This window comes from Williamsia sp. 1135 (assembly GCF_002095395.1).
Classification (GTDB): domain Bacteria; phylum Actinomycetota; class Actinomycetes; order Mycobacteriales; family Mycobacteriaceae; genus Williamsia.
This window is the reverse complement of record NZ_MJEI01000083.1, coordinates 51342-74983: the sequence shown is the minus strand read 5'-3', so window position 1 is coordinate 74983 and position 23642 is coordinate 51342. Positions and strand designations below refer to the sequence as shown.

The window sequence follows — 23642 nt, the reverse complement described above, 5'->3', positions numbered from 1 at the left end:
CGTTGTCAGCCCAGACCCGCTACGATCGCCGCTGCCAATGCAGCCCGGCCGTTGGCCGTCGACGCTCCCGCGATCAGTTGATGAACCTGCCCATCGATCGAGGCCACGAGCAAACGGGCTCGCATCGGGGCGGCGGACTCCGGTGTGCCGGTACGAACGAGGTGCGGGATCATCCGGTCTGCGAGCACCTCGGTGAGAGCGGCGAATCCGGCGACCAATTCGGGTGTACGGGGCGCGAGTTCACGCATCACAGCGTGTGCGCGGGGATCGTGGCCATTGAGATCGACGACAGTCCCCACCATCGCAGTGACCATCTCGTCGCGGTCTGGTTCCTCGGCATCGAATCGATCGCACAGCGCGAGCAGGGTGGCGGTCGACTCGGCCAGATGTCGCAGCGCGAGTTCGGCCAGGATTGCTTGCTTGTTCGGAAAGTACTGGTAGAGCGATCCGATGGAGACACCGGCCAGGTCGGCAATCCGATTGGTGGTGCCCGCTGTGCCCTCGTCATCGAAAACGCGAGTAGCCGCTTCGAGGATGGTGTCGACCATGAAGCGGGACCGGTCCTGAACTGGCTTCTTGCGTGCCCGACTCATGGCGACCCAAAGCGAGTTGTCACGGCAGCGCCCTTCACCAATGCTCAAGAGTATGAACGCGATCGAATATACCGAGGTCGACGAATACTCGGCGTTCCTTCCGGAGCGCTTCCGTGCGCTCGTTCGTCCACCGACCGACGCCTGGTGGACGTGGCGTAGCACTCGGGTCCACATCGCGCGGGCGGCGAACCCGTCTGCTGCGGTGCGGGTGATGGTAATCCACGGCGCCGGTGGCCACGCCGGTGCACTGTGGCCCGGTGCTGCGGTGGTCGCGGCACAGGGTGCCGAGGTGCTTGCGCCGGATCTGCCGCTCTACGGCAGAACGGAGGTCCGCGACCCCGGAAACGTCCGCTATCGCGATTGGGTGGATCTGCTGTGCGAGCTCATCGTTGCAGAAAAGGCGAGTGACCCGCGCCCGCTGATCCTGTTCGGGGCAAGCATGGGCGGCCTCCTTGCATACGAAGCAGCCACGCGCACGGGCATCGTCGATGCGGTGGTGGCCACGTGCTTGCTCGACACCGCCGACGTCGCAGCCCGCGAAGCCGCCGCCCGGTGGGCGACCCTGGGACGCAACGCACCTCGGACGCTGCCGGTGATCGCGAAGGTCGCCGGGAGGCTACGCGTCCCGATCCGGTGGCTGACCCCGATGTCCGCGATGAGCAACAACCCGGCACTCGCCCGCCTCTGCGCGAGCGATCCGCTCGGCGGTGGCGGACGGATCCCGCTGGGCTTCCTGGCCGACTGGTTCACGTTCGCGCACACCGCGCCCGAGGACTATCGCGGACCGGCGGTGACCCTTGCCCACCCTGGGGCCGACCGCTGGACGTCCCCGGAACTCAGTGAGCGGTTCCTGAGCAGGATCGCCGGACCGACCAACGCTGTGCGCCTGGAGAACTGCGGGCATTTTCCTGTCGAAGATCCGGGTCTGACCCAACTCGAGGCGACCGCCCGTTCCGTCCTCGCCGCAGTCGCGCCCTCCTGACCCTGTGAAGTTCGCGCCATCTGCCTGCATACGCGCCAGTTGCACCTGGCGCGTATGCACGTAGGTGGTGCGAACTTTCAGGGAGGGCGCGAGGCGAAGGCGCGCAGGAAGGTTTCGTAGCCGGCGTCGACTGCCCGGGTGAAGGATTCGTCGTCGATGGCGACCGTGCCGAGACGGCTCATCTCGGGAAGCTCGGCACTGATCAGCGCCAGGAACTGGCGCGCGGTCAAGTCGGGATCGGCCACGTCGAGCCGTCCGGTCTCACCGAGGCGGGCAAACTTGTCCGCCAACATCGCCAGGATCGGCCCGGCTGCGTTGTCGAGCACGTACTGGTACACCTCGGGGTCGCGGCCGACAGCAGCATGCAACTGGCGGTTCAATGAGATGGAGCAGTCGCTGCGTTGGCACTCGGCGAGCTGCAATGCGGCGTGGCGCAACACCTCTCGCCACTGCACGCAGTCGGGGTCGATCTCGTGCACGGCCGCGGAGGTCCTGGCGTTGATCACCTGCGCGGTGAACGCGACATGGTCCCGGAACAGCTGTTCCTTGCTGCCGAAGTGGTTGTAGATGGTCGGCTTGGACACCCCGGACTTCGCGGCCACCGCGTCGATACTGGTGCGCTCGTAGCCCTCGATGTCGAAGATCTCACCCGCCGCCCGCAAGATGGCCTCACGCTTGTCGGGCCGCAGACGCCGTCGCGTCGCTTCGCCGCCCGCAACCTGCGTAGATGCCATGTCGAAAGATTCTACCCGCTCCGAACCATTGACTACACTATACGGTTCAGTTTAGTTTGAGCCCATGACGACAGAGACTCGAGATACGCAACCGAAGACAACGTGTACCGGGTGGTGCCCGCCGACGCGGTGCCCCAGGCCAAGACGTCGCTGATCATCACAGTGCAACTGGCCGCGGCGGGCGGAGCGACCCTGATGGGGGTGCTGCTGTCGGGTTCGACCAACTGGTCGCTGAACTTCGGGATCCTCGCCGCGGTGGCCGCGGTTGCCGGACTCATCGGCGTGCTGCTCGGCCAAGGCCGGCAAGGGGGCGGTGTAGCTTCAACCGATGAGTGATGGGGATGTCCGCACCGAGCGCGGCCTCGAGCGGCTGATCTTCTTCACCGACGCCGTGGTGGCCATCGCGATCACGCTGGTGGTGCTGCCACTCGTGGACGAGGCCAAGGATCTCGACAGGCGCTCGGTCGCGGAGTTCCTCTCGGAGGATTCCGCGGCGCTGATCGCTGCGACCATCAGCTTCGCGGTGATCGGAGCGTTCTGGCGCGATCATCATCGGCTCTTCGAACGCGCCTCCGGCTACACGCCGACGCTCCTGCGGGCGAACTCATCTGGCTGGCCGGAGTGGTGTTCCTGCCGGTCGCCACGGTCCTCTACGTCTCCGCGGGCAAACACGATCGAGTCGCCATCGCGGTCTACCTCGGAACGGTCGCCGCAGTGATGTTCATGAGCCGGATAGAGGAGACCATCCTGGTTCGCGCCGGACTGCGTTCGGGTCCGCCGTTGACGAGGGCAGATCTGTGGGTCGAGACGACACCGCTGTTCTTGATCTCCGTCGCGCTGATCCTCGCCCTCGCGTTCCCCACGCTCGGTCTCTGGCCGGTGCTGGTCTTGCTGCTGTCGAGACCCGTCATCCGCCTCGCGGCGACGGTCACCGACCGTCGCCGCTGAGGATCATTCCTGCGGGTTGTTGTTGTTGTTCCCGCGGCGAAGTAGATCCCGCACGCTGATCTGTTCCTCTGAGGTGCCGCGAGCGCGACGCCGACCACTCGACGACGTGTCTTGCGGTGCAGGCGGGGGTGTCTCGGGACGCGGTTGCTCTGGCTCGGGTGTCCGCGGCGGGTTGGGCCGCGGCGCCTGTTGTTCCGGGTTCAGCGATGCGATCAACGGTTGTCCGCCGGTGCCTGCCGGGCCGAGGTTCGGGCGCCGGCGCAGCGGGCTGCTCAGCTCACCGCCCGTCGAACCCGAGGCGAGCGGACCGCGGCCTGACGGATCCTGTCGTCCCGCCGGAACGCTGCGCGGACCGGTCGGACGGGACTCCTGCGGACGTCCATCCGGGCCGGACGCGGGTCGATTCGTCCCGGTCGGCTGGGGACGAGGCGGGCGTCCGGGCTGGCGAAGGGGTTCGGCGGCGTCCTGGCGATGTCCCGGCGTCGTGCCGTTGCCATTCGTGCTGGTGCCGTTCGTGTTGCTTCCGCCGGCGCGGATGACACCGCTTCCGTTGGTCGCCGGAGTATCCGTGCCGCCGAGGCGGATCCCGCCTGCACCCAGGCTCCAACCGCCGGTGTCGGGTCGGCCTCGGCGGGCGTTCTCGCGGCTCGGGGTCCGTGGTGCCACCGGATCGGAGTCCGGCGCAGGGCGACTCGGGGCCCGGCGCACGGAACCGCCGACGGGGGGTTCGCTCGGACGATCGGCCGGTGGTCGTGGCCGGATCGGGTCCGGCTGGCGACTCGCGGGTGGCCGGCCGTTGGTCTGACCGCCGCCCGAGTCCGGACGTAGTGCGCCCATCCGTCCCGTCGGTGCGGCCACCGGGCTCGACTGCCGTGGTGTCGGTCCCGACTCATGGTGTCCGACCGGGGCTGCGGCAGGGCGATCGGGAACGGGTCGAGATTGAGGTGCGTTCGGTCGGGGTGCGACCGGACGTGCGATGGGGCCGGACGGTCGGTTCCCGCCGGCGCCGGCGGGAACCGACCGGACACCAGCGGGCACGGCCCGGGGACCGGCAGCAGGCTGGCTTCGCATCGCCGAGGTGGGGGCCTCGGCGACCACGGTGCCCGCGCTGCGCGCCGTCTTGGCTGCAGTCATGACACGCTTGCCGTCCAGCTCGTCGTCGAGGATGGTCTCTCCGAGGCCGATCTTCTCCTGGATCACCTTCATCCAGTGCGGAGCCCACCAGCAGTCGTCGCCCAGCAGCTTCATGATCGCCGGTACGAGCAACATGCGGATGACGGTGGCGTCCAGAATCAATGCGGCGATCATGCCGTAGGCGATGTACTTCATCATCACGATCTCCGACAGCCCGAAGGCGCCGGTGACCACGACCAGGATCGCCGCGGCGGCCGTGATGATCCGGCCCGTATGGGCCGTGCCCTTGCGGATCGCCTCGGTGGTCGTCGCGCCCTTCTGCCTCTCCTCGACCATGCGGGAGAGCAGGAACACCTCATAGTCCGTCGAGAGTCCATAGATGATGGCGATGATCAGCACGAGGACCGCGGACATCAGCGGACCGGGCGTGAAGTTCGCGATCGATGAACCATGGCCGTCGATGAAGATCCACGTCAGGATCCCCAGAGTCGAACCCAGTCCGAGCGCGGAGACGAGTGCGGCCTTGATCGGCAACACCACCGATCCGAACGCGAGGAACATCAGCAGGCTGGTGACCATGATCAGCAGGAAGATCATCAGCGGAAGATCGTCGAGCAGCGCATTGATCGAGTCCTGCGTCAGCGCAGGGGTGCCCGCGACGTACATGTCGAGGCCGTCGGTGTTGATCTGCCGTAGTTCCTTGACCGCCTCGCCCGCGGTGTTCTGATCGATCAGGCCCGCGGACATCTGCACGATGTTGTCCGAGGCCTCTGCGCCGTCGAGGGTGAACTCCTTGGTGAAGCCCGGGATCTTGTTCGCTTCGTCGGCGATCGTCTGGAGCTTCGCCGCGTCGTCGCTGCTCTCGGGGTCGTAGGAGATGACGAGCTTGATCTCTTCGGTGCGCTCGGTGGGGAAGTAGGTGTCGAAATCCTGCTGTGCGACCCGGTTCGGGTTCTGCGGCGGCAGGTACTTCTCGGTGATGCCACCGAACTGGATGCCGGCGAACGGGATGATCAACGCCAGCAGCAGCAGGACGACCGGGATCGCGGTCTTGAGCGGATGCCGCATGACCCAGCTCGCGAGCTTGCCCCAGAAACCGTCCTCGACCTCTTTCTTGGTCTTGGTCCGGCGCAGGAACGAAAAGCCCCACATGTCGATCTTGGGTCCGAGGATCGACAGGATCGCGGGCAGCACCGTGATCGAGCAGATGGCGGCCAGCGTCACCGAGGCGATGGCGCCGTAGGCCACCGACTTGAGGAAGCCCTGCGGGAAGAGCAGCAGGCAGGCCAGCGCGCCGACGATGATGGTCGCCGAGAACACCACGGTCTGTCCCGCGGTCATCACTGTTCTCCGGACGGCGCTGCGGGTGTCGTAGCCTTCCGCGAGCTCCTCTCGGAAGCGGCTGACGATGAACAATCCGTAGTCGATGGCGATGCCGAGCCCGATCAGCGTCACCACCGATTGGGCGAAGATGTTGAGTTCGGTGACCTGCGCCAGGATCTTCATGATGCCCAGTGAGCCGGCGATCGTCAGACCGCCGATGACCACGGGGAGACAGGCGGCGATCACCCCGCCGAAGATGAAGAACAGCATGATCGCCACCAGCGGCAGGGCGATGATCTCGGCGCGTTTGATGTCCTCGTCCATGCCGGCGGACATGGCGCCCGCGACGGGCTGCAGGCCGGCCATCTGGAATTGGGTGCCGGGGAGGTCGTACTTCCCGCTGAGGTCGTCGAAGAACGGTTCGACGATCTTGTAGTTGTTGAGGATCGTGGTGTCGTCGTCGCCCTTGATGCCGATACTGACGAAGGCATGCTCGCGGGACTGGTCGAACAGCCGGGCGCGGACCTGATCCTGTGTGGCCTTGTCGAAGTCGTTCTCGGCCGCCTTGAACGGGTCGATGATGCCGGGGTCGGTGCGGTTGACGATGTCGCCGTGCTGATTGATGAGATCCTCGACGACCGTCTCGACCTTGGCGCCGAACGCGGGGTCGTCGACCTTGGTCCCCGCGGGCGGCGTGACGAGCATGATCACGTCCGACTTGTGATCGCGCCCGAGGACCTCGTCTGCGAGCTGAGATCCCTCGACCGATTCCGAACCCGGGTCGAACCAGCCGGACTGGCTCAGATGCTTGTTCAGGTCGAGCCCGTAGAGGCCCAGGGCGGCCATCAGCGCGACCATCACGCCGATGACCACAAAACGTAGCCGGTACACGAAGTTGCCTATGGCACCAAACACCGCAGCTTCCTTTCCGTACTCGGTACGTCGTTGTTGTCGGGGGCGTCTCGGTCTGTTCGTTCCGGTCTGGGACGACCGTGGTGTGTCACCGCCGAGTGTGTTGTCAGTTCTGGCGACCCGACAGCAAGGCGGTGAGCGGCCGGAACGGTGCCAGCCATGCGCCTTCCTCGGGCAGCGAGTCCAGGCTGATCCGTGGCAGCGGCTCACGGAAGACACCTGGGATGTCCTCTAGGTCTACAAACTCCAAACTCTCCGACGTCAGTGCCCACGCGGCATGCTCGCGGAAACCGAGCACCTGCACCGGAACACCGTCGGCGGCGACATCTTCGAGCAGTTCCCGGAAGGCCTGCCCGTCCGCCGACGCCACGATCAGGCCCGCCAGCCCCACAGTGTGCCTGCGCAACTCGATGTGGTCGAGCATGTCCGAATCCACGTCGCTGTCCTCGTCCACTTTGGGCTTGGCGAAAACAGCGAAACCAACATTACGCAATGCCTCGACCCAGGGACGCACGACTTCGGCCGTACCAGGGGCGATGTTGGTGAAGACGGTCGCTTCCGGCACCGGGGACGCCCCCGACTTCGGTCGATTGTCGCCGTCGGCGGTCACTCGTGGCGTGGTGGCCGAGATATCTGCGGTCCGGGCGAGCAGCCAGCGGCCCAGAGCGTCGAAACGGGGGCGATGAGCTGCGGTGGGGCGGCCGCCCAGAATGGATCCGAGGCCCATGTCGAGGTTGGGCGCGTCCCAGATGAGCAGGACCCGGGCCTCCTGGCTGGCGCCGGAGATGGCGTGGGCCACAGAGGTGTCGGGGGTGCGCTGGCCGTCGTCGGCGTAGGACCCGGGACTCATCGCGGCACCCGTGTGAGAACGAACTCAGTGACCGGGCGACCCTCGCGGGCCGCCCGTCCCTCGAATTTGGTGACCGGCCGCGCGATCGAGAACGGGACCGGCTGGTCGGTGGCGGTCAGTACGGACTGGCCGTCGATCACCGCGGCGATCGACTCGGCGTAGTCGGCGTGGTCGGTGGCGATGTGCAGTACGCCACCGTCGCGCAGCACGTGGGCGATCTGGACGAGCGTTTCCGGCTGAAGCAGCCGCCGCTTGTGATGGCGGGCCTTCGGCCAGGGGTCTGGAAAGAACACCCGGACCCCGGTCAGGGACGCCGGCGCCAGCATGTTCTTGAGCACGATGACGGCGTCGCCGCGGATGACACGGATGTTGTCGAGACCGGCGCGCTTGATGGCTCCGAGCAGCTGCGCGATCCCGGGGCGGTAGACGTCCACCGCGATCACGTCGGTGTCGGGTTCGTCGGCAGCCATTGCTGCTGTCGAGGTACCGGTTCCGCAGCCGATCTCGAGAATGAGTGGGGCAGAGCGGCCGAACCAAGCGGTCGGGTCGACCTGTTCGGTCTCGCTGACATCCCGGCCGATCCGCGGCCAGAGCTCCTCCCAGTTCTGCTGCTGGGCCTGTGTGAGGCTGCCGCGGCGCGACCGGAAACTGGTCACCCGCGGATAGAGGCGGGCCCGCTCACGGCGCTCCGCGTCCCGGTCTGCCGGCGCATCGGTTGCATCGGAGACGTCGGTCACACCAGAAACGTGTGGGGATGATTCCTCGACGTGGTCCAGTTCCGAGTTCGGGTTCGAGCGTGGGCTTGTCACCCGGCCATAGTCCCGCATTACTCTCCGATGTGACAGCAGGGGTTTGCCAAAGCGCTGCCAATTGTTATCTGGAGGTGATCGGAACCAGATCCTGATCCCGCGCGTCTGAGCTGGTGAAGGCGCATTTCTCGGCGCCACCGAGCAGGTCTGCGCACGGGGAGGGATCAGATGGAACGGACTGTTGTCGGGCTCGGAGATCCGGGATATCTCGACATCGCGGCTCGGCTCGACGGGCTGTGTTCCCGCCTACCCGAGGCAGTCGCACTCCGGCGCACCGTCGATGACCTGCACGGACCGATGCGGGTGGCGGTCACCGGCCGCCACGGCACCGGCCGAGACACGCTCGCGCGAGCGGTTCGGCGAGTCTTCGACGTGAGCCCGATCGGGCCGGGGGACGACGACGCGGACGCCGATGTCTGGTTGCACGTTCTGGCCGGTTGGCCCCGGCCCGATGACACGGACGCACTCTCGCGCCTGGATCCGGAACGGAGTCTGGTGATCCTGGGCAAAGCCGACACCCTGGGCTCGTGGCCTGCCGCCCGTGCCCGCGCCGCCGAGTGCGCCGAGGAACTGGGCAGGCCGGTGGTTGCGTTGATGCCCTTGCTCGCCGTGGCCGACCTCGGCGACCCCGACCTGGAGCTGCTGACTTCTCTCGCATCTGCAGGCGAGGTGGTGCCGCCGATGCAGGCGTCGTTCGCCGACGCAGGCGGACCGCACCAACGGCTCGTCCGGATAGGGCTGCTGCGCACTCTCGACGCCTACGGAATTGCCTGCGTGTTGGCCCTGTTCGCCGATGAGCCCATCGACGCGGCGGAGCTGGGTGCGCAACTCGTCGGGCGCAGCGGGCTGCCTGCGCTCGGCGAGTTCTTGACCGCCGCTGCGGGTTCGGCCGGTCGACTGCGGCTGGCCAGGGTCGCGGACCAGCTGGAACTCATCGCCGCGTCGGGTGTTTGTCGCGACGACATCGAGCATTTGCTGGCCGGATCATCGCTGGAGGTGGCAACCCGGTGACCGTCGATGTTCAGGACATGCGTGAGGTGATCGCGCAGGTGGCCGCACTCACCGGGCAGCCTGCCGCAGACCCCGACCCCGTCGACGTGGTGGTTGCCGGGATCGGACGGGTGGGCGTCACCACGGTGACTGCGGTGCTCGGCGAGGCAGGCCTGCCGGTCAGGGAGTGGAAGCCGGGAGCGGCCGAACGGGTGGCCGTCGCCTTGTTGATCGTCGATCCCTCGTCGGGCATCGGATCAGGTGAACTCGAACTCGTTCGGAGTCTGCAGGCTGACGCTGCTGTCCTCGCACTGGTGTGCAACAAAATCGACGCATTCTGGGACTGGCCGACGCTGCTGAAGGTCAATCGCGGTCTGCTCGATCCCGACGGCAGAATGCCGATCTTCGCGGTCTCGGCCGCTGCCGCTCTCGCAGGGCACCGGGAGGAGTCGGGGTTCGGGGCGCTGTCGGTATGGCTGGGCGAGCAACTCGATCCGATCGCGCGGCCGGAGCGCCTGGCAACGGTGGCGGCGGAACGAGAACTGGGCGAGCTCATCGACGACCTGGCCTCCCGGGACCGCACAGATCCGGCAACGCCGCTGCTGGCCGAGCGTGCGGCCGTCCATGCGGCGCGCGATCGTGGTCGTCCCGACCGGCTTGCGGCTCTTCGGGGCGGTGCCGGGCAGATCCGCGGCGGTGTGCTCGCCGAGGTCGCCGGATCGGCCCGTGACATCGCCGCCGAGGCGGCCGGTAGGGCCGCAGAGCTGCCGCGGTCGGGTGTCGGAGACTTTGCCGCCGGTCTTGCCGGCCGCCTGGACAGCCTGCGAGACCGTATCCGGTGCAGAACAGCCGACGAGATCGGAGCACTCGAGGCCCGGACGATGCTGGGATTGGAGGACCCTGAACCTGCAGGTCCACCCGCGCCCCCTCCGGCGGTGGCGTTACCGCCGCTGCCCACCCAGCGTCGTGGTGCCGAGGATGCGCTGCTGCTGGTGTTCGGGGCCTCCGCAGGTCTGGGTCTCGGGCGGCTCATCGTGACCCCGATGTCTGCTGTCGACACACTTCAATGGATCTCGATGCCCCTGACGCTGATCCTCGGTGTCGTGATCGCGACGGGACTGGTCCGGCTGCGCAGGCTCTCCGCTCTCCGCACGGTGATGGGCAGCTGGGCGCAGGCTGCGGTCGCCGATGCCCGTATCGGTCTCGAACAGGAGATATCCCGCCAGCTGCTCACCGCTGAATCGGTGATCGGCGGCCGGGTCACCCGGCACTACGAACGGCGCGTACATCTCACCGCCGACCGGGTCGTCGAACTCGATCGCCAGATCCGAGAGCGTCGCCGATCGGCGACGGTCGCGCGGGATAACGACAACACCCGGCTCGCTGCGGCGATCGAGGTCCGTGACCGGATCGACCAGATCCTCACCCGGCTCGGCTGACTTCAGGGACTCCTCGGGGTGCCTCATCCTCGATCAGATGGAACCCGAGGGGCCGCGGCTGCGTCCAACCCAGCGGACGGCACCGACCACGACGCGGGGGAGATCACATGGACAGCGAGTTCCTGGCCGGGCTGGGTGGGGATCCGGCGGATGAGCAGGCTGCCTATGTGCAGCACGCGGAGCCCGCGCCGGCGAGCGAGGCCTACGACAACCTGTGGATCGTCGAGAACGATCGCATCTGGGATCTGGGCCCCGCGGATGTGGACACAGATGCCGACGGCATCGCAGATTCGCTCACCCGTCCCGGTCCGGACGGACTCACCGTCTACACCGACAGCGATCGCGACGGACAGGTCGACCTCATCACCGAGGTCCGTAAGGACGGCGGTTTCACTTCGCAACGACTCGATCCGTCGAGCGGCGAGTGGATCGCCACCGATTCGGGCCGACTCGGGTGAGTCCGCGAGCCATTCCACCCGTTTGTGTAGTCAATCTATAGAAACAGGTAGATTTGACGACGGCTACGTTTCTTGTCACTCCACATGGTGAGATGTGCCCTATTGCACGCCCCGATTGACGGGATCGGGGAATAGCGAAGTAACCTGAGAAAAAGACCCCCCACGGAGGGGCTGACCGGCGCAGACGCTCACCGCACAGCGATTTCTGCCCGGGCGGTCACCGGCAGGAGAGATAAACAATGACCTCAGCAACAATTCCCGGTTTGGACCCCGACAACGCGCCGACGTCGCACACCGAGTTGCTGGCGTGGGTTCGCGAGATCGCAGAGCTCACCCAACCCGACCGTGTCGAGTGGTCCGATGGCTCGGACGCCGAGTGGGATCGCCTGACGACGGAACTGGTCGCCGCCGGGACCCTCACGAAACTCAACGAGGACAAGGCGCCGAACTCGTTCCTGGCGAACTCCGATCCCGCCGACGTCGCGCGGGTCGAATCGCGGACCTACATCTGCTCCAAGCGTGAGGTCGACGCGGGTCCGACCAACAACTGGGTCGACCCGACCGAGATGCGCGCGACCATGACCGACCTCTACCGCGGCAGCATGCGTGGCCGCACGATGTACGTCATCCCGTTCTGCATGGGCCCCCTGGGCTCGGACGATCCGAAGCTCGGCGTCGAGATCACCGACTCCGCCTACGTGGTGCTGTCGATGCGGGTCATGACGCGAGTCGGCCCCGAGGTCGTCGCGGCACTGGGTGAGGACCGGTTCTTCGTCAAGGCGCTGCACTCGCTGGGTGCGCCGCTCGAATCGGGTCAGGACGACGTGCCGTGGCCCTGCAACCCGGACAAATACATCACCCACTTCCCCGAGGATCGCGAGATCTGGTCCTTCGGTTCCGGTTACGGCGGTAACGCCCTGCTCGGCAAGAAGTGCTACTCGCTGCGTATCGCATCGGCGATGGCTCACGACGAGGGTTGGCTGGCCGAGCACATGCTCATCCTCAAGCTCATCAGCCCGGAGGAGAAGGCCTACTACATCGCGGCCGCCTTCCCGAGTGCGTGCGGCAAGACCAACCTGGCGATGATCCAGCCGACCATTCCCGGCTGGCGCGCCGAGACCCTCGGCGACGACATCGCGTGGATGCGGTTCGGCGACGATGGCCGCCTGTACGCCGTGAACCCGGAGTTCGGTTTCTTCGGTGTCGCACCGGGCACCAACTACAGCTCCAACCCCAACGCCATGAAGACCATGGAGGCGGGCAACACGATCTACACGAACGTCGCTCGCACCGACGACAACAACGTGTGGTGGGAAGGCCTCGAAGGCGACCCCCAGCACCTGATCGACTGGCGCGGCAACGACTGGACGCCGGACTCCGATACTCCGGCAGCGCATCCGAACTCGCGCTACTGCACTCCGATGAGCCAGTGCCCGATCATGGCTCCCGAGTGGGACGACCCCCAGGGTGTACCCATCTCGGCCATCCTGTTCGGCGGCCGCCGCAAGACCACCGTGCCGCTGGTCACCGAGGCTCGCAGCTGGCAGCACGGCGTGTTCATGGGTGCCACCGTCGGGTCGGAGCAGACCGCAGCCGCCGAGGGCACCGTCGGCACCATTCGTCGCGACCCCATGGCGATGCTGCCGTTCCTCGGCTACAACGTCGGTGACTACCTCAACCACTGGATCGACCTCGGTAAGAACGCCGACGAGTCGAAACTTCCGAAGGTGTTCTACGTCAACTGGTTCCGCCGGGGCGACGACAAGCGCTTCCTGTGGCCAGGATTCGGCGAGAACAGCCGCGTCCTCAAGTGGATCGTGGAGCGTATCGAGGGCAAGACCGGTGGCATCGACACGCCCGTCGGGATCGTCGCCACCCCGGAGGCCCTCGACCTCGAAGGTCTCGACGTCTCCGAGGCAGACGTCGCCGAAGCTCTCGCAGTCAACACCGATGAGTGGCTGAACGAGATCCCCTCCATCGAGGAGTGGTTCGATTTCGTCGGCGAGAAGCTGCCGACCGGCATCAAGGACGAGTTCGACGCACTCAAGCAACGTCTGTCCGCAGACAAGTAGCGGGCAACAATCACAATGCCGCCGCCGGGTCTCCCGGCGGCGGCATTGTTGTGTCACCGGCCGCGCAGATCGACCTGGCCGCGCAAATCATCCTGTAGGAGGATTCCCAGGCAGGATGTAGGGGGAAAGATCAGGGTCGTCCCCGATGATTCGGCGGCGGGCTGCCAGTCAGTATTTGAGTCAGCCCTAACCAGGCATCGTGCACCACTGACCGAAGAGTGAGAAAGGCCAGACACATGACCGCCCCACCGACCGCAGTTGCAGCCCGTGCGACCGATTTGAAGAAGATCTACGGCACCGGAGACACCCAAGTGCACGCGCTGGCAGGAGTCACCGCAGATTTCGTCCGCGGCGAGTTCACCGCAATCATGGGCCCGTCAGGGTCCGGCAAATCCACCCTGATGCATTGCCTGGCCGGCCTGGACACGGCCAGCAGTGGTTCGGTCAGCATCGGGGACACGGATCTGACGAACCTCTCCGACAAGCAGATGACACTGCTGCGTCGCGATCGCATCGGCTTCGTCTTCCAGTCGTTCAACCTGGTTCCGACTCTCACCGCCAAAGAGAACATCACCCTGCCGCTCGACATCGCGGGCCGCAAGGCGGACCAGCAGTGGTTCGACACCGTTATCGGGCGCCTCGGCATCGCCGATCGTCTCGGCCATCGGCCCAGCGAGCTCTCCGGTGGCCAGCAGCAGCGTGTGGCCTGCGCGAGGGCACTCGTCGGCCAGCCGGAGATCATCTTCGGCGATGAGCCGACCGGCAACCTGGACTCCCGATCCTCGGGTGAGGTGCTGAGCATCCTGCGGGCTGCGGTCAGCGAGTTCGGGCAGACCGTCGTGATCGTCACCCACGACCCGCGTGCGGCCAGCTACGCGGATCGGGTCGTGTTCCTCGCGGATGGCCAGATCGTCCAGGAGCTACGGAACCCCGACGCCGACGAGATCTTCGAGTACATGAAGAACCTCGACGAGACACCGTCGAGCGGAGGCTTCTCGCAAGCCCCCAGGGAGCTCTGATGGCGTCGAACACCATGCGCAAGGTTTCTCTGAGAAACCTTGCGGCACACAAGCTCCGGCTTGTGTTGACGGTGTTGTCGGTGGTCTTGGGTACCGCGTTCGTCGCGGGCTCGATGATCTTCACCTCGACGGTGTCGACTGCGTTCGATGGCATCTTCAACAATGTGGCGCTGGGCGTCGACACCCAGGTCACGCCGAAGGAATCGAACTCTTCCGGTGTTCCGGATTCGGTTCTCGACCAGCTGGAAGACAACAAGTCCGAACTCGGGATCGCCAAGATCATGCCGTCGTACAGCGGTCCGGCGACGATCGCGAAGGCCGATGGCAAGGCGCTGCAGACCGGAGGCGCACCGAGTGTCGGCAGTGCCTTCCAACCTCCGGACCAGCGACTCTCGGATACGGAGAGCCGGCTCATCGCAGGCCGGGCACCCGCGGCACCGAACGAGGTTGCGCTGAACGATTCGGCCGCAGACGAAGCCGATCTGAAGCTCGGGTCGACCACCAAGGTGGCGATCACCCGCGGCATGGGTGCGCCGATAGAGGTGACCATCGTCGGGCTCCTGAACGTTCCGGGCGACACGAGCGGTTTCACCAACGTCCAGTTCCTCGAGTCGACGGCAAAGGATCTGTTCACCGACGGATCGCATTCGCAAGCCATCGATCTGCAGGCTGTGCCGGGAGTGAGCCCCGAGGAGCTCAAGTCCCGGGCCGGCGCCCTGATCGGTGACGGTTACGAACTGCGCACCGGTGATCAGGTCCGACAGGACGAAAAAGACAACATCAACCAGTTCCTCGATGTCTTCAACTACATCCTGCTGGCGTTCGCTGCGATCGGACTGATCGTCGGCACGTTCATCATCTACAACACGTTCTCGATGATCGTGGCGCAGCGGGTGCGAGAGTTGGCTCTGCTCAGGGCAATCGGCGCCAGCCGCAAGCAGGTGACCAGGTCTGTGCTGCTCGAGGCCTTTGTCGTCGGGTTGATCGGTGCGCTGATCGGACTCGCCGCAGGTATCGGTATCGCGGCGTTGCTGCGGGCCTTGACCTCGTCGACCGGTCTGCCGACGGCGTCGCTGCAGATTGGTGCGCCCGCGGTCATCGCTTGTCTCGTGGTCGGTATCGGTGTGACCATGATCAGCGCCTACGCCCCGGCTCGGCGCGCGTCGAAGGTGTCGCCGGTCGAGGCGATGCGCGAGAGCGCCACGGACGGCCAGGCCTCACTCAAGGTGCGGACGATCATCGGAATCGTGTTGGCCGTCATCGCTGTTGCCTTGTTGGCAATCGGCGCGGCGGGCGAGGGCCCGGGTGCGGCGGCCACAGTAGGTGGCGGTGCCCTGGTGATGATCTTCGCGGTGGTGTTCGCGGCGCCCGCGCTGTCGAGGCCGTTCGTCAGCGGCATCGGCTCCGTACTCGCCCGGCCGTTCGGAAAGATCGGTCAGCTGGCACGAACCAACGCGGTTCGCAACCCGAGACGAACGGCTGCAACGGCTTTCGCGTTGACGCTGGGCCTGATGCTGGTCGCGGTGATCGGCACGCTCGGTTCGTCGTTCAAGGGAACCATCGACGAGGCGATCGACACGGGCCTGACTGCCAACCTGATCATCTCGGGTTCGCAGGGCAGCGGCTTCTCGCCCTCGGTGAGCGAGTCGGTCGACGGCATCGAGGGTGTCGAATCGGTGGTGTCGTTCGGAGCTGTTCAGGCGCAGGTCGACGGCGACAGCGTCTGGGGTTACTCGCCGATCGGTGACATGGAGACGGTGACCCCTTACGACATGGTCGAAGGCCCGCCGACGGTGGAGCCGGACGGCATGGTCGTGGGAGAGCGTACGTCCAAGGAGAAGGGTTGGAACATCGGTGACACCGTCGAGATGACCAACTTCGACGGCACTGTCGTCCCGGTGACGGTCACCGGCATCTTCAAGGACAACCCGCTCGTCGATCCGTGGGCGATCGGCAGTGACGCGTACCAGAAGCTGATCCCCGAACCCTTGCGGACCGATGTCTTCGCGGCCATCAAGACCGTGCCGGGTGCGAACATCGACCAGATCAGCGATCGCGTCGAGGACGCCACCGCCGACTACCTGACGGTGAAGGTGCAGACGCCGGCAGAGTTCAAGGGCGAGCAGTCATCTCAGATCGATCAGATGCTCAGCGTCCTGTACGCGATGCTCGGACTCGCCTTGGTGATCGCGGTGCTCGGTATCGTGAACACGCTGGCGTTGTCGGTGATCGAGCGTAAGCGGGAGATCGGGATGCTGCGGGCGATCGGTATGGCCCGGGCGCAGGTGCGACGCACGATCTACATCGAGTCGCTGCTCATCGCGATCTTCGGTGCCGTTCTGGGCGTGGTGCTCGGTGTGGCATTCGGCTGGGCGTTGGTCCGGACCCTGCGGTACTGGGGACTCGGAGATCCGGTGTTCCCATGGGGTTTGATCGTCATCACTCTGGTGGGCGCGGCGATAGTCGGTGTGCTGGCGGCATTGTGGCCGGCATCCCGCGCGGCCAAGACCAAGCCGCTGGAGGCGATCGCCGAATAGCAGTCTCCGCAAAAGCACACGCTGCGGTCAGAAACACACGTTCAAACGTGTGCACCTGACCGGAGCGTGTGCTTTTGTGGTCTCAGTTCTTGCGCAGGAGCAGAACGAGGTTGCTACCCAGCACTTCTCGCACCAGTGGGACACGCATGATCCACCAGAGTCGGCCCGGCAGGTAGCGGGGAAAAGCGCGCAGCAGGGTGGCCTCACCAGCGGGGACCGAGTCGGCCCACCGCAGACCATCAGCTGCTGTGACCTTGAAAAGCGATGTGCCGTAGAGATTCTTGGGTGAATGCCCGTGCTTACTGGTGTACCACCGCGCTGCGCGGGCGCCACCCGCGTAGTGGGTGAGCCCCATCTCGTGCCCGCCGAACGGCCCGTACCAGAGGGTGTAGCTCAGGAGGACGAGCCCGCCGGGCCTGGTCACCCGCAACATCTCTTGAGCCATGGTCCACGGATCACGGACGTGCTCGGCGACATTCGACGAATAGCAGATGTCGACGGCGGCGTCGGCGATCGGCAAGGCCATACCCGAACCACGGACACTGGCACGCTGCGGGAGACCCGCGGCGTGCATCTCGGTGGGGTCGGGTTCGACGGAGACATAGTCGGCGCCGCGGGCTCGGAAGACCTCGGCAAAGTATCCGGGGCCACCGCCGACGTCCAGCACGGTGAGACCCCGCAGATCTGTGCCGCTGACGTCGAGGTGCAACGCCTCGATCAGCTCCACCGAATCGTCCGCGAGTGCGCCGTAGAACCGGTCGGGATCGGGTTGCTCGTACCTGAAATGGTTCAGCAGACGTACCGACCGAGATACGGTGGCCCGTTTCTGCGCTCGGCGGGTGCTTCGGTTCACCGGGGACACGATACTGGGCCCCGCGTCGACCTGATCTGCTCCACTTTCAGTGATGTGCTCCGCTTCCAGCACCCTGGAACTGGAGCATCTACCCGGAAGCGGAGCAGATTCTCGAGGCAGGCATGTCAGCGGAGCAGAGGCGCCGCGACCGCCCACACCTGACCTGGTGCGCTGTGCCCGCTACCCTGGCTGGCAGTGAAAAACGCGACCGACACCACCGGGCCGGCATCTCTCCGTGAGGTGCTGTTGCTCTGTTGGCGCGACAGCGACCATCCGCAAGGTGGTGGCAGCGAGCGTTACCTGGAGCGGATCGGGGCGGAGTTGGCCGGTAGCGGTGTCCAGGTCACGTTGCGCACGGCACGCTATCCGGGATCGGCGGCCTCAGAGGTCCGCGACGGCATCACGATCTCTCGGGGTGGGGGTCGCCTGGGCGTGTATCCATCGGCGCTCGCGGCGATCGTCGCGAGTCGGTTCGGTCGCGGCCCGCTCGCGGGCATCCGCCCCGACGTCGTGATCGACACCCAGAACGGCATTCCCTTCTTCGCGCGCTGGGTGGCCGGGGCGCCGGTGGTGGTGCTCGTGCATCACTGTCACCGGATGCAGTGGCCGGTGGCCGGTGCCCTGCTGGGCAAGGTCGGTTGGTTCATCGAATCGCGGATGTCGCCGTGGGTGCACCGGCGCTCGCAGTATCTGACCGTGTCCCTGCCGTCGGCCGAAGATCTCGACTCGATGGGGATCGGCGCTGAACGCGTAGCGGTGGTCCGGGCAGGCACCGATCCCGTGCCGGAGGTGGAGTCGGACGCTGCCGGCCCGATGCGGCTGTGCGTGCTCTCCCGGCTGGTGCCGCACAAGCAGATCGAGCATGCACTCGAGGTCATGGCGCGGCTGTCAGCGACTCATCCGGATGTGGTCCTCGACGTCATCGGCGGCGGCTGGTGGTCGGAGCAATTGCACGTGCGTGCAACAGAACTGGGTGTGGACGAGCGCGTCGTCTTTCACGGTCATCTCAGCGAGCACGACAAGCACAGGGTGCTGGCCGGCGCCGCCCTGCATGTGATGCCGTCACGGACGGAAGGGTGGGGTCTGGCGGTGGTCGAAGCGGCGGGACACGGTGTCCCGACCATCGGCTACCGCTCTTCGCGGGGGCTGACCGACTCGGTCATCGACGGCGTCACCGGCTTGCTGGTCGACAACATCGACGAACTGGCCGCTGCCACAGCACAATTACTCGACGATCCGGCGTGGTGTCGCGAGCTCGGTGAGAAGGCCAACCAACGCGCCGAGGGATATTCGTGGCCGGTGGCAGCGTCAGGTGTGACGCACGTGCTGACCGAGGCCGCAGCGGGGCGTAGGGTGTCGGGCCTCGTTCAGGGCTGAATCAAAGGTTCAGGGCTGCGCCAGCTTTCACCTTGAAGCTCGGCATGTCCTCCAAGGACACCGTGGCCTCGTACGTCCGGTCGTAACCGGTCGCACTGATCTTCCAGCCGTCGGCGGTGCGGCGGTAGCGGTCGTTGTAGAACGCAGCGCCGAAAAGCATGAAGTCGAAGTCCGCCACGATCACGCGGTCCTGTAGATACCAGCGTCCGGTCGCCTCATCGCCGTCGACGACGATCTCGGGGTGATCGACCCGATGCTCGGTGATGATGGCTGCGCCCAGGGACGACTTCATGAAATCCACCAGCTGGTCGCGGGTGGTGAACGACAGGCTGTCGCCGTAATCACCGGTGACGTCGTCGGTGAGGGTGCCTTCGAACTCATCCCACAGCTTTGTGTCCAGGGTACGGAGATAGCGGTACTTGACCTGCTTGATGGCTTCGATGTCGTCCACTAGCTGAGCCTCTTTCGGTGCGCTGATCGGTGCGCCCATTGCAGCACAACGGCCACAAAACCGTTGGCGATCAAAAGAACCCACCAGAGGTGAGCGATCCATACGAGCGTCCGATTGGTACTGGAAGCCGCGAACGACGTCGGACTCGGCACCTGATAGACCCGCAGGTCATCACCGGTGAAGACGGTGTCGAGTTGCGCCAGGGTGCGCGGAGCGTCGCCGACCGAGCCCGAATCGCCCTCGACGAGTATCCAGCCGACACCGAGGTCGGCCAAGGCGTTCGGGTCCGCGCCCGCCACCAGCGCAGCTTCGGCGCGGGCTGCCCGTGAATCCGCGGCGTCGACGCTGCGGCCACCGACGATGAGCTCGCCGGTCTGTATAACATCGGCGCGCAGGAGTCGAGGTGCCGGGTCGAGGGAGACGTGTCCGGTGAATGCGTACTCCCGGTTCATCCCGGTCGGCAGGATCAGCACATCGCCCTGTCCCGCTCCGATCGTGTCGGACACCTGTTGCCAGTCAGCCGGATACGTGCTCGGAGTCATGGTGTTGCCGACACCCCAGGCAAGGTCGGGGAGCGGTGCCATGATGAGCGCCGCGGCGATCACCGCTGCGAAAGCCCGTGGCACGTAGCGGCCGAGAGTCTGGATTGCTGCTGCGGCGGCGAGGGCGTACAGCGGCGCCGCCAGCGCGACCCACTTCTGGGTGTCGCGCAGCAGACCGGCACCGGGGATCACATCGACCAGCCATTCGAGCACCGCGATCCCAGGTGGGGTCGCGGCCAAGACGACGAGGACGATCGCGGCGATCGCGAGCCATGCCACTCCGGTGATCACCCCGTTGCGTCGGCGTCGATACAGCGACGGCAGACCCGTGGCCACGACGAGGAGAACCAGTGCGGTGGCGACCAGCGCCCATCCCGAGGTCCTGCTGGCGGGCACGGCGTCGGCGTTCCAGATGCCACCCAATCCGAGCACTGATCCGGCTGTCCCGAGCAACGGTTCGGCCCGGGCGGCGAACGCTGCCACGGACGCGGAGTCTGATGTGGTCGCCCCGCTGCCCAACGCCGCGGCCGTGAGCCAGGGGAGCGCGCTGAGCAGCCACACCCCTGGCGCGATGGCTGCTGTACGGAAGCGTCTCGTCGCCAGAACCGGAATGGCGAGCGTCGCGAGCAGGGTGAAAGCCGCCAGGAGTGATCCCGTGGGCGTGAATCCGGCAACCGCGAGCCAGCCACCCAACATCGACCAGTGGGCGAACGAAGGGTCGCGGCGTACCAGCACCGCAGAGACGACGATCCAGCCGAGGGCGGCGTACCCGAACAGCAGGCTCCACTGACCTTGCAGGAGACGTTCGGCGACATAAGGATTCCAGGTGGTGATGACGACCGCAGCGATCATTCCGGGTGTTCCCGACGCGGGTATCGCGAGCCGGGCCAACCTGCCGTACCCGACTCCGGCAAGCAGCAGGGCCACGAACGTCAGCGCTTTCACCACGATGCCGCCATCGATCACCTGGGAGGTCATGGCGATGAACCAGTCCTGCGGAACCGCGCGAGGGGCGCTGTCCCCGAGCCCGAGCGCGGTGTCTGTCAGATAGGAGCGCGGGGTACTGACCATGTCGCGGATCAGCAGATACCCGGGCCGGAAGATCGGCGCGAGGATGAAAAGTGAGAGTCCGGCACTGGTGAGCCACAGGGTGATCCAGTGCCGGTGGGTCATATGTCGAACCCTAGAGGGTGACGTCACCCAATTACGCGCGCGAGACGGGTGACCGCTTCGTGGATCATCGGGACGGGGGTTTCGCCGAAAGTCAGTCGCAGGTGAGAGTGGTCGGACTCGGATGGAAACCATGGGGCGCCTTCGCCGACCAGCACACCTTCGGCACTACCCGCGGCCGCGACGTCGCGGTCGTCGAATCCTGCGGGCAACCGCACCCACAGATGCATGCCGCCGTGCGGGATCGCCGGGATCTCCACCTGCGGGATCAAGCGTCGCAATGCTCCCACCAGGGCGTCGCGACGTTCCCCGAGCGCGCGACCGACGTGCCGGTTGTGCCGCGTCCAGGCCGGTGAGTTCAGGAACTCGACGGCAGCTTCTTGCACCGGACCCGAGACGTAGAAGTCGTCGAGGGTCTTGGCCGCGCGCAACCGCGCGAGCGCCGGGCCCCGCGCGCACAGGGCGGCCACGCGCATGCCCGGTCCGACCGGCTTGCTCAGCGAACGGATGTGGACGATGTGGCCGTTCGGGTCACGGGACGTCAACGGCGGGGGCGGTGTCCGGTCGATACCGAGATAGCGCGCGTAGTCGTCCTCGATCACGAACATCGAATGTTTGTGCGCCAGTTCGAGAATATCGTCGCGTCGCGAGTGGGACAGCGTGACGCCGCTGGGATTGGAGAACGCCGGTTGCACCACCAGCAACCGACTGCCGGTCCGCGCGATGGCGTCGGCGAGCAGGTCCGTGCGGATGCCCCGTTCGTCCATCGGGACGGGTATGACGTCTGCGCCGTGGCTGCGGGCGATGGCGACGGTGCCGGTGTACGTGGGGCTCTCGACGATCACCGGCTCGCCTGGTCGGACCAGTGCGCGGATGGCGATCGACAGCGCGCTCTGCCCGCCCGCGGTCACGATCACCTCGGAGGCATGGATTCCGTCGATCTCGGACGCGAACCAGCGCCGGAGTTCGGGGCTGCCCTCCAAGGGGTACCGACCCCAGCTGTTCGACCGTTTGAGGGCCCGCGACATCGCCGCGTTCAGTGCGGTTGTCGGCACCAACTCCTCGTCGAGGTATCCACCCTTGAGGCGGATAACGTCCGAACCCGGGGTTCGCCAGAGGTCCAGAGTCCGCGACAACTCGGGCGGGATGCGTGAGCCGAGGACGGACTCCTGCCAAGACGTGTCTGCCGGGACCCGCGGGGCCGGTGGCGCAGCGACAAAGGACCCGGCGCCAGGACGCACGTCGACCAGTCCTTCGGCCGCGAACTCGGACAGCACACGCTGAATCGAGTTCGGGGAGACGCGGTGCTGCTCCTGCAAGAGGCGGACCGACGGCAGACGTGTCCCCGAGCTGCTCTCCGATATCAGGGATCGGAGGGTTTCGCGAAGCACTGTTACTCCGCTATCGTTATCCATGAGTGACAACGATAACAGTTTCACTGTTTCCCTGATAGCAGATAACGGTCGCCGCAGGGTGTCCGCCCACGCAGGCATTCTGCTCGGCGGACTCGGTGTGCTGGCCTTCAGCTTCTCGCTGCCGGCAAACAAGCTGGCGGTCGCCGGGATCGATTCGTTCTCGATCACTGCGTGGCGGGCCGCACTCGCGGGACTGCTCGCGCTGGGTTACCTGCTGATGGTGCGTCCCACGATCCCCTCCGGGCGAAACCTCGGTGCACTGTTGTGCTCCGGCTTCGGTGTTGTGATCGGGTTCCCGCTGTTCTCTTCGTTGGCGCTGGAGACCATCGACGCGTCGGCGGGCGCCGTGGTGCTGGGCCTGCTCCCGGCGCTCACCGCGACCTTCGCTTCCCTCCTCGCGGGCGAGCGCCTGCCCTGGATGTTCTGGCTGGCCACCGGGATGGGAGCGCTGGTGCTGGTCGCCTACCTGCTGAGCACGAGCCCGTCGGGATTCTCCGGATTCACGCTGGAGTGGGGACATCTGTGGATGGTGCTGGCCACCGTCAGCGCTGGATTCGGGTACGCGGTCGGAGGGGCGCAGGCCAAGCAGATCGGTGGAGCTCAGAGCGTGTCGTGGGCACTGGTCCTGCTGCTGCCGGTGTCGATACCGGTGTCGATCGTGCTCGGGATGAGCGGCAGTTACGAGTTCACCGGCTCGGTCATCGCCGGGATGGTCTATGTCACCGTCATCTCGCAGTTCCTCGGCTTCTTCGCCTGGTACGGCGGGCTGGCGCGCGGCGGGATCGCGCGGGTCGGTCAGATCCAGCAGATCCAGCCGCTGATGACGATCGTGTGGTCGGCGCTGCTGCTCGGGGAACGTCCCGATCCGTGGATCTACGCGGTCGGGGTGACGCTCGGACTGTTGGTGTGGGTCGCCCAGCGCGCCCGGTTCCGCACCGGAGTCGCACCTGTCCCGACACAGGAGGATGACCGCCTCTCGGGCGACATCGACACCCTCCCTCGACTGCAGGCAGCGCTTCCCCTGAGACACTGAG

General features: G+C 66.2%; 21 protein-coding genes. 12 read left to right on the top strand and 9 right to left on the bottom strand.

Features of this window, described 5'->3' with window-relative positions; translation table 11 throughout:
* Positions 1–5: 5 nt before the first annotated feature.
* Positions 6–548 carry a TetR/AcrR family transcriptional regulator gene (locus BFL43_RS09900; RefSeq protein ID WP_168176593.1) on the bottom strand — a complete coding sequence of 181 codons (543 nt, stop codon included), beginning with the start codon at positions 546–548 and terminating at the stop codon, positions 6–8.
* A 97-nt stretch (positions 549–645) separates the two neighbouring features.
* Between BFL43_RS09900 and BFL43_RS09895 the strand changes: the two genes are divergently transcribed.
* Positions 646–1575 (top strand): alpha/beta hydrolase, encoded by a 930-nt coding sequence (locus BFL43_RS09895; protein ID WP_084892376.1) that lies wholly within the window; start codon positions 646–648, stop codon positions 1573–1575.
* A gap of 77 nt (positions 1576–1652) precedes the next feature.
* Here the strand turns inward: BFL43_RS09895 and BFL43_RS09890 are convergent, their stop codons facing one another.
* Positions 1653–2309: a TetR/AcrR family transcriptional regulator gene (locus tag BFL43_RS09890; RefSeq protein ID WP_084892375.1), complete on the bottom strand. Its 657-nt coding sequence runs from the start codon at positions 2307–2309 to the stop codon at positions 1653–1655.
* A gap of 111 nt (positions 2310–2420) precedes the next feature.
* Here BFL43_RS09890 and BFL43_RS09885 point away from each other — a divergent pair, with 111 nt between their 5' ends.
* From BFL43_RS09885 to BFL43_RS09875, 3 genes are read left to right on the top strand one after another with little or no spacing between them, the layout of a single operon-like run.
* On the top strand, positions 2421–2645 hold the full coding sequence (locus BFL43_RS09885) for a hypothetical protein (protein WP_143695230.1): 225 nt from the start codon (positions 2421–2423) through the stop codon (positions 2643–2645).
* Positions 2638–3027, top strand: a complete 390-nt coding sequence (locus BFL43_RS09880) for a TMEM175 family protein (RefSeq protein ID WP_084892373.1) — start codon at positions 2638–2640, stop codon at positions 3025–3027. The genes BFL43_RS09885 and BFL43_RS09880 overlap by 8 nt, the downstream gene beginning before the upstream one ends.
* Positions 3028–3032: 5 nt before the next feature.
* Entirely contained in the window at positions 3033–3257 is a 225-nt protein-coding gene (locus tag BFL43_RS09875; RefSeq protein WP_168176592.1) for a hypothetical protein, read from the top strand.
* A gap of 3 nt (positions 3258–3260) precedes the next feature.
* On the opposite strand, the gene BFL43_RS09870 is transcribed toward BFL43_RS09875, so the two are convergent.
* The 3 genes from BFL43_RS09870 to trmB all read right to left on the bottom strand — a co-directional run bounded on the left by BFL43_RS09870 (position 3261) and on the right by trmB (position 8303).
* Positions 3261–6629, bottom strand: coding sequence for an MMPL family transporter (locus BFL43_RS09870; protein ID WP_084892371.1), 3369 nt, complete (start codon positions 6627–6629; stop codon positions 3261–3263).
* A 103-nt stretch (positions 6630–6732) separates the two neighbouring features.
* Positions 6733–7476: an NYN domain-containing protein gene (locus BFL43_RS09865; protein ID WP_240498178.1), complete on the bottom strand. Its 744-nt coding sequence runs from the start codon at positions 7474–7476 to the stop codon at positions 6733–6735.
* Positions 7473–8303 (bottom strand): tRNA (guanosine(46)-N7)-methyltransferase TrmB, encoded by an 831-nt coding sequence (gene trmB, locus BFL43_RS09860; protein ID WP_084892370.1) that lies wholly within the window; start codon positions 8301–8303, stop codon positions 7473–7475. The genes BFL43_RS09865 and trmB overlap by 4 nt, the downstream gene beginning before the upstream one ends.
* 150 nt (positions 8304–8453) lie before the next feature.
* Here trmB and BFL43_RS09855 point away from each other — a divergent pair, with 150 nt between their 5' ends.
* The 6 genes from BFL43_RS09855 (at position 8454) to BFL43_RS09830 (ending at position 16800) form a co-directional block, all read left to right on the top strand.
* Positions 8454–9296 carry a hypothetical protein gene (locus BFL43_RS09855; protein ID WP_084892369.1) on the top strand — a complete coding sequence of 281 codons (843 nt, stop codon included), beginning with the start codon at positions 8454–8456 and terminating at the stop codon, positions 9294–9296.
* Complete coding sequence (locus tag BFL43_RS09850; RefSeq protein WP_084892368.1) at positions 9293–10714, top strand: hypothetical protein; 1422 nt, start codon at positions 9293–9295, stop codon at positions 10712–10714. The genes BFL43_RS09855 and BFL43_RS09850 overlap by 4 nt, the downstream gene beginning before the upstream one ends.
* 107 nt (positions 10715–10821) lie before the next feature.
* On the top strand, positions 10822–11172 hold the full coding sequence (locus BFL43_RS09845; protein ID WP_084892367.1) for a DUF6802 family protein: 351 nt from the start codon (positions 10822–10824) through the stop codon (positions 11170–11172).
* Between the two features lie 239 nt (positions 11173–11411).
* A complete protein-coding gene (locus tag BFL43_RS09840) occupies positions 11412–13244 on the top strand; it encodes a phosphoenolpyruvate carboxykinase (GTP) (RefSeq protein WP_084892366.1) in 1833 nt (610 codons plus the stop codon).
* 236 nt (positions 13245–13480) lie between these two features.
* Positions 13481–14263, top strand: a complete 783-nt coding sequence (locus tag BFL43_RS09835; RefSeq protein ID WP_084892365.1) for an ABC transporter ATP-binding protein — start codon at positions 13481–13483, stop codon at positions 14261–14263.
* Entirely contained in the window at positions 14263–16800 is a 2538-nt protein-coding gene (locus BFL43_RS09830) for an FtsX-like permease family protein (RefSeq protein WP_240498177.1), read from the top strand. The genes BFL43_RS09835 and BFL43_RS09830 overlap by 1 nt, the downstream gene beginning before the upstream one ends.
* Before the next feature lie 82 nt (positions 16801–16882).
* Here BFL43_RS09830 and BFL43_RS09825 read toward each other — a convergent pair whose 3' ends face one another.
* Complete coding sequence (locus BFL43_RS09825) at positions 16883–17653, bottom strand: class I SAM-dependent methyltransferase (protein ID WP_143695228.1); 771 nt, start codon at positions 17651–17653, stop codon at positions 16883–16885.
* Positions 17654–17848: 195 nt separating this feature from the next.
* Between BFL43_RS09825 and BFL43_RS09820 the strand changes: the two genes are divergently transcribed.
* Positions 17849–19030: a glycosyltransferase family 4 protein gene (locus BFL43_RS09820; RefSeq protein WP_084892364.1), complete on the top strand. Its 1182-nt coding sequence runs from the start codon at positions 17849–17851 to the stop codon at positions 19028–19030.
* A 1-nt stretch (position 19031) separates the two neighbouring features.
* On the opposite strand, the gene BFL43_RS09815 is transcribed toward BFL43_RS09820, so the two are convergent.
* From BFL43_RS09815 to BFL43_RS09805, 3 genes are read right to left on the bottom strand one after another with little or no spacing between them, the layout of a single operon-like run.
* Positions 19032–19481: a nuclear transport factor 2 family protein gene (locus BFL43_RS09815; RefSeq protein WP_206186646.1), complete on the bottom strand. Its 450-nt coding sequence runs from the start codon at positions 19479–19481 to the stop codon at positions 19032–19034.
* Entirely contained in the window at positions 19481–21196 is a 1716-nt protein-coding gene (locus BFL43_RS09810; RefSeq protein ID WP_084892363.1) for a hypothetical protein, read from the bottom strand. The genes BFL43_RS09815 and BFL43_RS09810 overlap by 1 nt, the downstream gene beginning before the upstream one ends.
* 23 nt (positions 21197–21219) lie before the next feature.
* A complete protein-coding gene (locus BFL43_RS09805) occupies positions 21220–22608 on the bottom strand; it encodes a PLP-dependent aminotransferase family protein (RefSeq protein WP_084892362.1) in 1389 nt (462 codons plus the stop codon).
* Here BFL43_RS09805 and BFL43_RS09800 point away from each other — a divergent pair.
* Entirely contained in the window at positions 22607–23641 is a 1035-nt protein-coding gene (locus tag BFL43_RS09800) for a DMT family transporter (protein ID WP_084892361.1), read from the top strand. The genes BFL43_RS09805 and BFL43_RS09800 overlap by 2 nt on opposite strands.
* Position 23642: the final 1 nt, after the last annotated feature.